Here is a 14,550-nt window from a genome sequence, read left to right as displayed (position 1 = left end):
TTTAGGTTGGTATGTCTTCAGTCACGTAGGTACCGCTCTTCACGGCCTGGCGTCGCCAGAGCAGTAAAATGAGCGTAGAGATTGCGGCGCCCACCAGCGCGGCGCCAAACCAGCCGGCAGCGGCTATCACGCCGCCCAGCCCGGCATCATGCAGTAAGAAGAGAGAGAAAATGCCCGCGCCCGGGGTGGAGAGCCCAATCCCCATCGCTCCGACAATCGCTCCGGTCGCCATTGACCCCAGAACAAATGAGCCGATGACTCGCAACGGATCCTCGATAGCCATCGGAATTGCCCCTTCGGTGATGCCCGCCAGCCCCAGCAGCCAGGTGGATTTGCCGGTCTCAATTTCGAACTGTTTAAACAGATTCGGAGCCAGCATCGTTGATGCCGTCACGGTAAAAGCCGAAACCATTTTGACGGAGGCGAAGATCGCATAAGGCCCGTATACGCCGTTGGCCATCGCGCCCAGACAGAACGCGTAAGAGGCTTTGTTGACCGGACCGCCCAGATCGAACGAGCACATAAAGCCCAGGATCGCCCCCAGCAGCAGCGCGTTCGCACCGGAGAGACCATTAAGCCAGGCGGTCAGGGCGTTATTGATCCAGGCCACCGGTTCGCCGATCACAAACAGCATCAGGCTGCCTGCGCCCAGTACGCCAATCACCGGATAGAGATAAAAGGTTAGAAAGCCGTTGTAGCGGCTACTCAGCCGGATGTGGTTTTTCACCCAGCGCATCAGGTAGCCCGCAATCAGCCCGCCGACGATGGCCCCCAGAAAGCCGGAGCCGATCATATTGGCGGCAAGACCCGCCGCAAAGCCCGGCGTAAGCGCAGGTTTATCCGCCAGCGAGTAAGCGGTATAGGCCGCCAGAACAGGGACCATCAGAATGCCGAGCATCCCACCGCCCAGTTTACGGTACATCCACAGCCACGAGTTTTCCTGATCGAACAGGTGCTGCAAGCCAAGGATTTGCGCCAGCAGTACCGACACGGCCAGCACCGTGCCGCCAGCGACAATCAGCGGCACCGCAAAGGAGATACCGCTGAGCAGCGCTTGCTTGAGTTCGGTTTTAACGGACTTTTTCGCGTCCGAGTCGACATGCGCAGGACGCGCATCGGATACAGGCTGTAGCGCCAGCGCACGCTCAATGAGCGCTTCCGCATGGCGCAAGGGTTCCGCGACGGGCACGGAAATGGCGGGGATCCCCTGAAAACGCTCACGCTCTTTGATCGCCACTTCCGCCGCGAAGATACACGCTTTTGCCTCCTGCAAATGCTGCGCGGTGATGCGCCCCTCAATACCGTTTGCCCCCTGCTTTTCGACCACTACATTGACGCCGAGCTTACGTCCCGCTTTTTCGAGATATTCCGCTGCCATGTAGGTATGGGCGATCCCGGCCGGACAGGCGGTAACGCAGACGATCGTCGGGGCATTCTCTGCGACGGCGGTTTCTTGCGCGTCAGGCGTCGTTTCCAGCGCAGCAAGCACCTCTTCCGCGCTGGTCGCCGTCATCACGTGCGCCCTGAGATCGTCATCCGCCAGGCGGGACGTCAGTTCCGTCAGCACCTGAATATGCGTTGATCCCGCTTGTGCGGGAGGAATGGCGAGCAAAAAAATCAGCTCGACCTCCTCCGGTCCGTCCACGCCTTCCCAGGCCAGCGGCTCGCGCAGTGTTGCCACGGCAAAAGCCGCTTCCTTTACTGCCGCTGATTTACCATGGGGTACGGCCAGCCCCTCGCCCAGCGCCGTCGGGCCAAGCGATTCGCGATGGAAAACCTCTGCCAGAAACGTATCGGCGTCGGCTATTTTGCCCAACGCTACCAGCCGCGTCGCAAGCTGACGGATTGCCTCATCACGGCTGGTAAACTGCGCCTGCACGCAGACAGCACGGGGGTCGGTCAGAGTCGTCAGGTTCATAAGATCCTCACCTATCCAAAGTTATTGTCTGGGGAGGATTGTGGCAGACTGGATAATACATTTATGTGATCATTTTCACTAACAACGATATTTGTATTTGATTTGTATTATTTACAAATCAGTCACTGAAGGCATAATTCCCCTAAAAAGGTATTAAAAAGGCGTAACACAATGGGCAATAAACCGATGTACCGGCAGATCGCCGATGCGTTCCGCGAGAAGATTAACGCCGGGGAATTAAAACCCGGAGACGCGCTGCCGACGGAATCCAGCCTTCAGGAGGCATTTAACGTTAGCCGTGTCACCGTGCGGCAGGCTTTGAAGCTGCTCGCCGACGAGCAGATCATCGAAAGCATTCAGGGCAGCGGCTCGTATGTAAAAGAGGAGCGGGTGAATTACGATATTTATCAGCTTACCGGCTTTTACGAAAAACTGGCGGATCGCAACGTTGATACGCACAGCGACGTCAGCGTCTTCGAAGTGGTGAAAGCCGATGAGCGGCTCGCGGCAAAACTGGCGCTCAATCCGGATGATAAGGTCTGGCACGTCAAGCGCGTACGCTTCATCAGGGAAAAGCCGGTGAATCTGGAAGAGACATGGATGCCGCTGGCGATGTTCCCCGACCTCACCTGGGAAGTGATGGAACAGTCGAAATACCATTACATTGAGCAGGTCAAAAAGCTGGTTATCGATCGCAGCGAGCAGGAGCTGGTGCCAGTCATGCCATCGGACGAGGCGATTGCCGCCCTGGCGCTCGATCCGGCAAAACCAATTCTTGAAAAAGTTTCCCGCGGCTTCCTGAAAGACGGCCGGGTATTTGAATACAGTCGCAACGTGTTTAATACCGACGACTATAAATTCACTCTGGTGGCTAAACGCAGGCAATAAAAAAAGGCCGCTTTACAGCGGCCAACCATGTCGAAACGGACATTTTTTTATACTTCAACGCGCCCCATTCGGAGAGCAGAGAGGACTTACTTAATGATGGATTTCAGTGCTTCACCGATATCCGCCAGGCTGCGAACGGTTTTCACGCCTGCGGCTTCCAGTGCTGCGAATTTCTCATCAGCCGTACCTTTACCGCCAGCGATAATCGCACCCGCGTGACCCATACGTTTGCCTTTCGGCGCGGTCACACCCGCGATATAACCCACCACCGGCTTGGTCACATGATCTTTGATGTAAGCAGCCGCTTCTTCTTCCGCGCTACCACCGATCTCACCGATCATCACGATCGCTTCGGTCTGTGGATCTTCCTGGAACAGCTTCAGGATGTCGATGAAGTTAGAGCCTGGGATCGGGTCACCGCCGATGCCCACGCAGGTGGACTGGCCGAAGCCGTAATCGGTGGTCTGCTTAACCGCTTCATAGGTCAGGGTACCGGAACGGGACACGATGCCCACTTTGCCCGGTTTGTGAATGTGGCCCGGCATGATGCCGATTTTGCATTCGCCCGGGGTGATAACGCCTGGGCAGTTCGGACCGATCATGCGCACGCCTGCTTCGTCCAGCTTCACCTTCACGGTCAGCATATCCAGCGTCGGGATACCTTCGGTGATGGTGATGATCAGCTTAATGCCTGCGTCGATCGCTTCCAGAATAGAGTCTTTACAGAACGGCGCTGGAACGTAGATCACGGTCGCGGTTGCGCCCGTCGCTTCTACTGCTTCACGCACGGTGTTGAACACCGGCAGGCCCAGGTGCGTGGTGCCGCCTTTACCTGGTGTTACGCCGCCAACCATCTGCGTACCGTAGGCAATCGCCTGTTCGGAGTGGAAAGTCCCCTGGCTACCGGTGAAGCCCTGGCAGATAACCTTGGTATCTTTATTAATTAAAACGGACATTATTTCCCCTCCACTGCGGCAACAACCTGCTGAGCTGCATCCGTCAGACTTTTCGCTGCAATAATATTCAGGCCGCTGTCAGCCAGTTTTTTCGCGCCGAGTTCAGCGTTATTCCCTTCCAGACGTACAACAACCGGAACGTTAACGCCCACTTCTCCTACCGCGCCGATGATACCGTCGGCGATCAGGTCGCAACGTACGATACCGCCGAAGATGTTCACCAGAACCGCTTTTACGTTGCTGTCAGAGAGAATGATTTTGAACGCTTCGGTTACGCGCTCTTTGGTTGCGCCACCGCCCACGTCGAGGAAGTTCGCTGGCTCACCGCCGTGCAGCTTAACGATGTCCATGGTGCCCATTGCCAGGCCCGCACCGTTAACCATGCAGCCGATGTTGCCATCCAGCGCCACGTAGTTCAGCTCCCACTGGGCAGCCTGCGCTTCACGCGGATCTTCCTGAGACTGGTCGCGCATTTCGCGCAGATCCGCCTGGCGGAACAGCGCGTTGCCGTCAGCGCCCAGCTTGCCGTCGAGGCAGATCAGGTCGCCCTGGGTGGTGATCACCAGCGGGTTGATCTCGATCAGCGCCAGATCGCGCTCCAGGAAGATGGTCGCCAGCCCCATGAAGATCTTGGTGAACTGCTGAACCAGCTTGCCTTCCAGACCCAGTTTGAACGCCAGCTCACGTCCCTGGTAAGGCATTGGGCCCGCCAGCGGATCGATTGCCACTTTGTGGATCAGGTGCGGGGTCTCTTCCGCCACTTTTTCGATTTCCACGCCGCCTTCGGTAGATGCCATGAACACCACGCGACGGGAGCTACGGTCTACGACTGCGCCGAGGTACAATTCTTTCGCGATGTCGGTTGCCGCTTCAACCAGGATCTGGTTGACCGGCTGGCCATTCGCATCTGTCTGGTAGGTTACCAGACGCTTGCCGAGCCAATGTTCAGCAAACGCACGGATCTCTTCTTTGCTCTTAACAACCTTCACACCGCCCGCTTTACCACGGCCACCAGCGTGAACCTGACATTTAACTACCCACGGGCCGGAACCGATTTTAGATGCGGCTTCTTCTGCTTCACGCGGGGTAGTACAGGCATAACCCACCGGAGCCGGTAAGCCTGACCTGGCAAACAGCTGTTTGGCCTGATATTCATGTAAGTTCATGTGTTCTATCCATCCTTCAGGGTAATCGTTATCTTCAAACCTGTAGACCGGCGCTACGCTTATCCGGCCTACAGGGCAGGTGATGCTAAATAGTTACTAAACGTCCAGCAGCAGACGCGTTGGATCTTCCAGCAGCTCTTTAATGGCAACCAGGAAGCCTACGGACTCGCGGCCGTCGATCAGGCGGTGATCGTATGAGAGCGCCAGGTACATCATCGGCAGGATCTCAACTTTACCGTCTACCGCCATTGGACGATCTTTAATGGCGTGCATACCCAGGATCGCGCTCTGCGGCGGGTTGATGATCGGGGTAGACATCAGCGAGCCGAACACGCCACCGTTGGTAATGGTGAAGTTACCGCCGGTCAGGTCTTCAACGGTCAGTTTGCCGTCGCGGCCTTTCACGGCCAGCTCTTTGATTTTCTTCTCAATGTCAGCCATACCCAGGGTGTCCACATCACGCAGAACCGGGGTGACCAGGCCGCGTGGGGTAGAAACCGCCATGCTGACGTCGAAGTAGTTGTGGTAAACCACGTCATCGCCATCGATAGACGCGTTCACTTCCGGGTAGCGTTTCAGCGCTTCAACTACCGCTTTCACGTAGAAGGACATGAAGCCCAGACGGATACCGTGACGTTTTTCAAACGCGTCACCGTACTGCTTGCGCAGGTCCATGATTGGCTTCATGTTGACTTCGTTGAAGGTGGTCAGCATCGCGGTGGAGTTTTTCGCTTCCAGCAGACGCTCGGCCACGCGCTTGCGCAGGCGGGTCATCGGCACGCGTTTTTCGCTACGTGCGCCCAGAGCTGGCTGTGCCGCTGGTGCTGCCGCAGGGGCTTTCGCTTCCGCTTTCGCCTCTGAAGGCGCTTTTGCCAGATGCTTGTCGATATCTTCGCGAGTCAGACGGCCACCCACGCCGGTACCTTTGATGGATGCCGGATCGAGGCTGTGCTCAGCCAGCAGGCGACGGATCGCCGGGCTGAGCGCGTCATTGGTTTGCTCTTCCAGAGACGCCTGCTGGCGCTGGGCTGGGGTAGACGCTTTCTCTTCAGATTTCGCGCTGGACTCTTTGCCCGCGCTGTTGCCTTCACGCAGGCGACCCAGGATCTGGCGAGAAGTCACGGTCGTACCTTCGTCTTCCAGGACTGCATCCAGAATGCCATCCGCTGAAGCCGGTACTTCCAGTACCACTTTGTCAGTTTCGATTTCTACCAGCACTTCGTCACGGGTTACCGCGTCGCCTGGTTTTTTGTGCCAGGTGGCGACGGTTGCATCTGCTACGGACTCAGGCAGGTCGGGAACAAGAATATCTACGCTACTCATTATGTATCCTTTAATTAATCGACGTTCAGCGCGTCATTGACCAGATCTTGTTGCTGCTTCTGGTGAACGGACATATACCCTACCGCCGGAGAGGCGGAGGCCGGGCGACCTGCATAACGCAGGGCAGACCCAAATGGAATCACTTCACGGAAATGATGCTGGCTGCAATACCATGCGCCCTGGTTGAGCGGCTCTTCCTGGCACCAGACAAAATCATGAACGTGAGCGTACTGTTTCAGCACTTCCTGCATCGCCTGATGCGGGAACGGATAAAGCTGCTCGATACGCACGATGGCGACATCTTTCTGATCGTTCTTACGGCGCTGTTCCAGCAGGTCGTAATAAACCTTACCAGAACACATTACGACACGCTTAACGGCCTGCGGATCCAGCTCGTCAATTTCACCGATGGCTGGCAGGAAGGTGCCGTTAGCCAGTTCATCCAGGCTCGAAACCGCCAGCGGATGACGCAGCAGGGATTTTGGCGACATGACCACCAGCGGACGACGCATACCGCGCAGCGCCTGACGACGCAACATGTGGTACACCTGAGCCGGGGTGGACGGCACGCAGACCTGCATGTTCTGCTCGGCGCAGAGTTGCAGATAACGCTCCAGACGCGCGGAGGAGTGCTCCGGCCCTTGTCCTTCATAGCCGTGCGGCAGCAACATCACCAGACCACACATACGGCCCCACTTCTGCTCACCGGAGGAGATGAACTGGTCGATGACGACCTGCGCACCGTTGGCGAAGTCACCGAACTGCGCTTCCCAGATAGTCAGGGTGCGGGGTTCTGCGGTGGCGTAGCCGTATTCGAAGGCCAGAACCGCTTCTTCTGACAGCACGGAGTCCCAGACCTTGAACTGGCCCTGACCGTTATGCACGTGCTGAAGCGGAGTATAGGTTGAACCGTTAGACTGGTTGTGAACAACCGCATGACGGTGGAAGAAGGTGCCACGACCCGCATCTTCACCGGACAGACGAACCGGAATACCTTCGTCAACCAGCGTCGCATAGGCCAGCGTTTCCGCGCCGCCCCAGTCGAACAGCTTCTCACCCGCCGCCATGGCCTGGCGGTCGCCATAGATCTTGGCCACGCGGGATTGCATCTCGATCGCTTCCGGCACGGTGCTGATGCGTTTAGCCAGCTCCTGCAAACGCTTCATCTCAACCTTGTTCGGGTAGCTCTCGTCCCACTCGTGGTTGAGGTACGGCGACCAGGTAAAGGAGTGCATGTTCATTGGGCGCAGCTCTTTGACCACGCATTCACCCGCGTCCAGCGCGTCGCGATAAAGATTGACCATTTCGGTCGCATCTTCCAGCGTCGCCACTTTTTCGCTTTCCAGCTTGTCAGCATAGATTTTACGCGGCGTCGGGTGTTTTTTGATTTTCTGGTACATCAGCGGCTGGGTTGCACTTGGCTCATCCGCTTCGTTGTGGCCGTGACGGCGGTAGCAGAAGAGGTCAATGAACACGTCGCGCTTAAAGGTGTTACGGAAGTCCAGCGCCAGACGGGTAACGAAAGCAACGGCTTCCGGGTCATCCGCGTTTACGTGGAAGATTGGCGCCTGAACCATTTTACCGATGTCGGTGCAGTACGGGGTAGAACGCGCATCCAGCGGGTTAGAGGTGGTGAAGCCCACCTGGTTGTTGATTACGATGCGAACGGTACCGCCCACTTCATAACCACGCGCTTTCGACATGTTCAGGGTTTCCTGAACCACGCCCTGCCCTGTGACTGCCGCATCACCGTGAATGGTGATTGGCAGCACTTTATTGCTGCTCGGCTCGTCCAGACGATCCAGACGCGCACGCACGGAACCGATAACCACCGGGCTGACGATTTCCAGGTGCGACGGGTTAAACGCCAGCGCCAGGTGAACCTGACCGCCCTCGGTTTCGATATCCGACGAGAAGCCCATGTGATACTTCACGTCACCGGTGCCGAGGTGCTCTTTATGTTTACCCGCAAATTCGTCGAACAGATCCTGCGGTTTTTTACCCAGCACGTTAACCAGCACGTTCAGACGGCCACGGTGCGCCATGCCCAGCACCACTTCGCGCGTGCCGCTCTTACCGGCATGACGAATCAGCTCTTTCAGCATCGGGACTAACGCATCGCCGCCCTCCAGTGAGAAGCGTTTTGCGCCCGGGAATTTCGCGCCCAGATAGCGCTCAAGGCCTTCGGCTGCCGTCAGTTCGCTCAGGAAACGTTTTTTCTCGTCTGCTGAGAAATTCGCGTGACCCGCCACGGATTCGATACGCTGCTGGATCCAGCGTTTCTCTTCGGTGGAGGTAATGTGCATATATTCCGCGCCGATGGAGCCGCAGTAGGTTTGCTTGAGCGCATCAATCAGATCGCCCAGCTTCATCGTGTCTTTGCCGATGGCAAAGGAACCTACGTTAAAGCTTTCCTGGAAATCGGCCTCGGTCAGATCGTGATAAGCCGGATCGAGATCCGCTACACGTTCCTGCTGCCACAGTCCCAGCGGATCGAGATTCGCATGCTGGTGACCACGGAAGCGATAAGCGTTGATAAGCTGCAGGACTTTTACCTGCTTCGCATTGGTGTCAGGGTCGGAAATCGCAGAAGAGTAACGTGAGGCATCCTTCGCCAGACGACGGAAATAATCACGTGTTTTTGAATGGAATTGATCCGGTTTGACCCCTGTACCAGGCAACTGCTGGAACATGGAACGCCAGTTTGCGTCCACTGAGTCAGGATCGGTTAAGAAGTCTTCATAGAGCTGTTCTATCCAGCTCTGGTTTGAACCAGAGAGGTAAGAAGAGTCCAGCCAGGCTTTCATTGCGCCGTTCTGCATCGTGATCCCTTAAGCATTTTTATGCTTACTTTCGCCGTAGAAACTACCACGCACACCACGTGTACGTGCCGGGGTTCACCTGCGAGCTCTTTTCATTTGGCCCGCGAAGGAACCTTTAGAAACTGTCTAAACTTCAGGGCAGTTTTTAAAGGTTTCTGCAATTTGCCCGGTGGCGCTACGCTTACCGGGCCTACTGTTACGTAGGCCGGATAAGCGCAGCGCCATCCGGCGTTGTTACTTACGCACTGCGCTGCAACAACATCGACTTAATATGGCCGATGGCGCGCGTCGGGTTCAGCCCCTTAGGACACACACTGACGCAGTTCATGATGCTATGGCAGCGGAATACGCTGAAAGCGTCACTTAACCCTTCCAGACGATTCTCGGTTTCGGTATCGCGGCTGTCGATCAGGAAGCGATAGGCAGCCAGCAGACCCGCAGGGCCGATAAATTTATCCGGGTTCCACCAGAATGACGGGCATGACGTTGAACAGCATGCACAGAGAATACACTCGTACAACCCATCGAGCTTTTCACGCTGCTCAGGCGACTGTAAGTGCTCGCGAGCGGGTGGATTTTGCCCATTATTCAATAAGTAAGGCTTAATCTTCTCATATTGTGCATAGAATTGCCCCATGTCCACCACCAAATCACGCACGACCGGCAGGCCAGGCAGAGGACGGATGACAATTTTCTGGCCTGCACGCTGTAGCGCTGAAATTGGCGTGATACAGGCCAGACCGTTTTTGCCGTTCATGTTTACACCGTCAGAGCCACATACCCCTTCACGGCAGGAGCGGCGGAACGACAGCGTAGGATCTTTTTCTTTCAGCTGGATTAAAGCATCCAGCAGCATCATGTCACGACCTTCTTCCGCTTCGAGGGTGTAATCCTGCATACGCGGAGCATCGTCTACATCCGGGTTATAACGATAAACTGAGAATTCGAGTTTCATTATCCTGTCTCCGCATTAGTAAGTACGAATCTTCGGCGGGAACGCCGGACGCAGTTTCGGTTCCATGTTAACGCTACGACGCGTCATGGTTTCCGACTCTGGCAGATACAGGGAATGGCACAGCCAGTTTTCGTCATCACGATCCGGGAAGTCGAAGCGGCTATGGGCGCCACGGCTTTCGGTACGGAAGTTTGCCGACATCGCGGTCGCGAACGCGGTTTCCATCAGGTTATCCAGCTCCAGGCACTCAACGCGCTGGGTGTTGAACTCGCTCGAGGTATCGTCCAGACGGGCATTCTTCAGACGCTCGCGGATCGCTTTCAGCTGCTCCAGCCCTTTGGCCATCGCGTCACCTTCACGGAATACCGAGAAGTTGTGCTGCATACACTCTTGCAGCGCTTTACGGATTTCCACCGGATCTTCGCCGTTACGGTTGCCGTTCCAGCGGTTGAGGCGCTCAAGAGAGGCATCAATTTCGTCGTCGGTCGCATCACGCAACGCGCCCTGCTCGGCAATAGATTCCTGGAGATGCAGCCCCACCGCACGGCCAAATACCACCAGGTCCAGCAGGGAGTTGCCGCCCAGACGGTTTGCGCCGTGCACGGATACGCAGGCAATTTCGCCTACCGCGAACAGACCAGGGATAACCACGTCTTCACCCTGCTCGTTCACGGTCAGCGCCTGACCGGTCACTTTGGTCGGAATACCGCCCATCATGTAGTGACAGGTTGGGATAACCGGAATCGGCTCTTTTACCGGGTCGACGTGGGCGAAGGTGCGGGACAGTTCCAGAATGCCCGGCAGACGGGATTCCAGCACTTCTTTACCCAGATGGTCGAGTTTCAGCTTCGCGTGCGGGCCCCAAGGGCCGTCGCAGCCGCGGCCTTCACGGATTTCGATCATGATGGAACGCGCCACCACGTCACGGCCCGCCAGGTCTTTCGCATTCGGGGCATAACGCTCCATAAAGCGCTCGCCATGTTTGTTCAGCAGATAGCCACCTTCACCACGGCAGCCTTCTGTCACCAGCACGCCCGCACCGGCGATACCGGTTGGGTGGAACTGCCACATCTCCATGTCCTGCACCGGCACGCCAGCGCGGATAGCCATCCCAACGCCGTCACCGGTGTTGATGTGGGCGTTGGTAGTGGACTGATAGATACGGCCTGCGCCGCCGGTGGCCAGCACGGTTGCGCGCGCTTTGAAATAGACCACTTCACCGGTTTCAATGCACAGTGCGGTACAACCCACCACCGCGCCATCGGCGTTTTTCACCAGATCCAACGCATACCACTCGGAGAAGATGGTGGTGTGGTTTTTCAGGTTTTGCTGATAAAGGGTGTGCAGCAAAGCGTGACCGGTACGGTCAGCCGCTGCTGCGGTACGTGCCGCCTGTTCGCCGCCGAAGTTTTTCGACTGGCCGCCAAACGGACGCTGATAGATGGTGCCATTTTCCAGACGGGAGAAAGGCAGACCCATGTGGTCCAGCTCCAGAATCGCTTCCGGGCCGGTTTTACACATATATTCGATGGCATCCTGGTCGCCGATGTAGTCGGAACCTTTTACCGTATCGTACATGTGCCATTCCCAGTTATCTTCATGGGAATTACCCAGCGCAACGGTGATACCGCCCTGCGCAGACACAGTGTGGGAACGGGTCGGGAATACTTTAGAGAGCAGCGCACAGGTCTGGCCGCTCTGGGAAATTTGCAGTGCGGCGCGCATACCTGCGCCACCCGCACCAATCACAACAGCATCAAATTCTCTGACTGGCAGTTTCATTACACACCCCACACCACAACAAATCCATAAATGACGTAAACCAGCAGAGCAACAACAATAATCAGTTGCAGCGGAAGGCGAATCGCCAGCGGTTTAACGTAATCGGTCAACACCTGCCACATGCCAATCCAGGCATGAATAAGGATGGAGAACAGGGCCAGCAGGGTGAACACTTTGGTGAAGGCCGATCCGAAGAAACCACTCCAGATTTCCCACGTCAGTGTGCCGCTAGTGGCGAAGAAACCGATCATATAGATGATGTAGAGCGTGAGGACGATGGCGGTAGCGCGGACCAGGATGAAGTCATGTACGCCGTTGCGTCCTAATGCGGAGGCGTTGCTTACCATACGAGAACTCCTGCGAGAAGTGAAAGCACGACAGTGATCACAAATGAAATGTTAGCGGTACGTTTACCGGCCTCGAACGTCTCTTCCAGGTAGCCAAAGTCCATCAGCATATGGCGAACGCCGCCAACCACGTGATAGGCCAGCGCGGTCAGAATGCCCCACATGATAAATTTCACGAAGAAGCTGTTCATGATGGCTGAGGCCTGGAGGAATCCTTCAGGAGATGAGAGGCTGGTTCCCAGTAACCACAGCAAGATACCAACCGCCACAAACGTAATCACACCAGAAACACGGTGCAGAATGGACGCTATTGCTGTTACAGGGAATCGGATCGTTTTGAGATCCAGATTGACAGGTCTTTGTTTTTTCACATTTCTTATCATGAATAACGCCCACATGCTGTTCTTATTGTTTCCTTCCTCCGGACTGCGATGCGGGTCAGACAGCGTTCCTTTTCTATAACTGCGCGTCATGCAAAACATTGCTTCCAAATGCTAAAACGACACGTTACAACGCTGGGTGGCTCGGGATTGCAGGGTGTTCCGGAGACCTGGCGGCAGTATAGGCCGTTCACAAAATCATTACAATTAACCTACATACAGTTTGTTGGGTTTTCTCTGGAACAGTGATCGGGGTCACGATAACAACATCTTTTTAATTTTTAATCATCTGATTTGACAAATGTTAAACAATATTGTTACAAACGTCATCAGAAAAGGCATATAATGCGCAAAAGTTATGAGGTCTCTCTTTCACCTGACAAATAGTTATGTAACAGTGTGATGGTATTGACCGAAGTTATCAGGACAGTTATTAGTGATATACAGGTTTGAATAATTCGGACTGCAAAAACGCTGATTTGCTGTTGTTTCACTGATATTTCATTCGTTTACCTGCAAGGCGCCATAGCTCTGTACCCTGGTTTCTCCTCGTGAGCTGAGCGGTAAGCCAAATAACAATCTGGTAACGATGATTAACAGCTGAAAGCAAATCCGGTAAAGCGCAGTCTTAAGCATAAGGCGCTAAGGAGACCGTAAATGGCTGATACAAAGGCAAAACTCACCCTAAATGGTGATGATGCTATTGAACTGGATGTGCTAAAAGGCACGCTCGGTCAGGATGTTATTGATATCCGTACGCTGGGTTCCAAAGGGGTATTCACCTTTGACCCTGGATTCACCTCCACCGCATCTTGCGAATCCAAAATCACCTACATTGACGGTGACGAAGGTATCCTGCTCCATCGCGGCTTCCCCATCGATCAGTTAGCCACCGAATCCAACTATCTGGAAGTGTGCTACATCCTGCTGAACGGCGAAAAACCGACGCAGGCCCAGTACGATGAATTTAAAACCACCGTGACCCGTCACACCATGATCCATGAGCAGATTACCCGTCTGTTCCATGCGTTCCGTCGTGACTCTCATCCGATGGCGGTCATGTGCGGTATTACCGGTGCGCTGGCGGCGTTCTACCACGATTCTCTGGACGTGAATAACCCACGTCACCGTGATATCGCGGCGTTCCGTCTGCTGTCCAAAATGCCTACCATGGCGGCGATGTGTTACAAATACTCTATTGGTCAGCCGTTTGTGTATCCACGCAACGACCTCTCCTACGCAGGTAACTTCCTGCGCATGATGTTCTCCACGCCGTGTGAAGAGTATGAAGTGAACCCGGTGCTGGAACGCGCGATGGACCGTATTCTGATCCTGCACGCTGACCACGAACAGAACGCCTCGACCTCTACCGTCCGTACCGCAGGCTCTTCCGGCGCGAACCCGTTCGCCTGTATCGCTGCGGGTATCGCCTCCCTGTGGGGACCGGCGCACGGCGGCGCGAACGAAGCAGCACTGAAGATGCTGGAGGAGATCAGCTCCGTTGAGCATATTCCTGAGTTCGTGCGCCGCGCGAAAGACAAGAATGACTCCTTCCGTCTGATGGGCTTCGGTCATCGTGTTTACAAAAACTACGACCCTCGCGCGACCGTCATGCGTGAGACCTGCCACGAAGTGCTGAAAGAGCTGGGCACCAAAGATGATCTGCTGGAAGTGGCGATGGAGCTGGAACACATCGCGCTGAACGACCCGTACTTCATCGAGAAGAAACTCTACCCGAACGTCGATTTCTACTCCGGCATTATTCTGAAAGCGATGGGCATTCCGTCTTCCATGTTCACCGTGATCTTCGCCATGGCGCGTACCGTAGGCTGGATTGCGCACTGGAACGAAATGCACAGCGAAGGCATGAAAATCGCCCGTCCTCGTCAGCTGTATACCGGCTACGAGCAGCGTGACTTTAAGTCTGATATTAAGCGCTAAAAAACACGCCCGGCGGCGCTTCGCTTGCCGGGCCTACAAGTGCGAGATGTAGGCCGGGTAAGGCGTAGCCGC

The 14,550-nt window shown here is 55.5% G+C and carries 11 protein-coding genes; 2 read left to right on the top strand and 9 right to left on the bottom strand.

Annotated features, from left to right (window positions below):
- Nucleotide 1 precedes the first annotated feature (1 nt).
- Nucleotides 2-1,918 (bottom strand): PTS 2-O-a-mannosyl-D-glycerate transporter subunit IIABC, encoded by a 1,917-nt coding sequence (gene mngA, locus L2Y28_RS06285; RefSeq protein WP_022647466.1) that lies wholly within the window; start codon nt 1,916-1,918, stop codon nt 2-4.
- Nucleotides 1,919-2,089: 171 nt separating this feature from the next.
- Here mngA and L2Y28_RS06280 point away from each other — a divergent pair, with 171 nt between their 5' ends.
- Entirely contained in the window at nt 2,090-2,806 is a 717-nt protein-coding gene (locus tag L2Y28_RS06280; protein WP_022647465.1) for a GntR family transcriptional regulator, read from the top strand.
- 86 nt (nt 2,807-2,892) lie between these two features.
- Here L2Y28_RS06280 and sucD read toward each other — a convergent pair whose 3' ends face one another.
- From sucD to sdhC, 8 genes are all read right to left on the bottom strand, one after another.
- Nucleotides 2,893-3,762 carry a succinate--CoA ligase subunit alpha gene (sucD, locus tag L2Y28_RS06275; RefSeq protein WP_006809578.1) on the bottom strand — a complete coding sequence of 290 codons (870 nt, stop codon included), beginning with the start codon at nt 3,760-3,762 and terminating at the stop codon, nt 2,893-2,895.
- Nucleotides 3,762-4,928: an ADP-forming succinate--CoA ligase subunit beta gene (gene sucC / locus L2Y28_RS06270; protein ID WP_022647464.1), complete on the bottom strand. Its 1,167-nt coding sequence runs from the start codon at nt 4,926-4,928 to the stop codon at nt 3,762-3,764. The genes sucD and sucC overlap by 1 nt, the downstream gene beginning before the upstream one ends.
- 96 nt (nt 4,929-5,024) lie before the next feature.
- Nucleotides 5,025-6,251 carry a 2-oxoglutarate dehydrogenase complex dihydrolipoyllysine-residue succinyltransferase gene (gene odhB / locus L2Y28_RS06265; protein ID WP_022647463.1) on the bottom strand — a complete coding sequence of 409 codons (1,227 nt, stop codon included), beginning with the start codon at nt 6,249-6,251 and terminating at the stop codon, nt 5,025-5,027.
- 14 nt (nt 6,252-6,265) lie between these two features.
- A complete protein-coding gene (gene sucA / locus L2Y28_RS06260) occupies nt 6,266-9,073 on the bottom strand; it encodes a 2-oxoglutarate dehydrogenase E1 component (protein ID WP_022647462.1) in 2,808 nt (935 codons plus the stop codon).
- A 238-nt stretch (nt 9,074-9,311) separates the two neighbouring features.
- Nucleotides 9,312-10,028: a succinate dehydrogenase iron-sulfur subunit gene (locus L2Y28_RS06255; protein ID WP_022647461.1), complete on the bottom strand. Its 717-nt coding sequence runs from the start codon at nt 10,026-10,028 to the stop codon at nt 9,312-9,314.
- Nucleotides 10,029-10,043: 15 nt separating this feature from the next.
- A complete protein-coding gene (sdhA, locus tag L2Y28_RS06250) occupies nt 10,044-11,810 on the bottom strand; it encodes a succinate dehydrogenase flavoprotein subunit (protein WP_003858619.1) in 1,767 nt (588 codons plus the stop codon).
- Complete coding sequence (gene sdhD / locus L2Y28_RS06245) at nt 11,810-12,157, bottom strand: succinate dehydrogenase membrane anchor subunit (RefSeq protein WP_003858621.1); 348 nt, start codon at nt 12,155-12,157, stop codon at nt 11,810-11,812. Before sdhD ends, sdhA begins: the two co-directional genes overlap by 1 nt.
- Nucleotides 12,151-12,555, bottom strand: a complete 405-nt coding sequence (sdhC, locus tag L2Y28_RS06240) for a succinate dehydrogenase cytochrome b556 subunit (RefSeq protein ID WP_026080740.1) — start codon at nt 12,553-12,555, stop codon at nt 12,151-12,153. The genes sdhD and sdhC overlap by 7 nt, the downstream gene beginning before the upstream one ends.
- Before the next feature lie 639 nt (nt 12,556-13,194).
- Between sdhC and L2Y28_RS06235 the strand changes: the two genes are divergently transcribed.
- Complete coding sequence (locus tag L2Y28_RS06235) at nt 13,195-14,478, top strand: citrate synthase (RefSeq protein ID WP_006809584.1); 1,284 nt, start codon at nt 13,195-13,197, stop codon at nt 14,476-14,478.
- The last annotated feature ends 72 nt before the right edge of the window (nt 14,479-14,550 follow it).

This window comes from Enterobacter sp. JH25, assembly GCF_021725435.1.
Lineage (GTDB): Bacteria > Pseudomonadota > Gammaproteobacteria > Enterobacterales > Enterobacteriaceae > Enterobacter > Enterobacter intestinihominis.
This window is presented reverse-complemented; position numbering and strand designations above follow the sequence as displayed.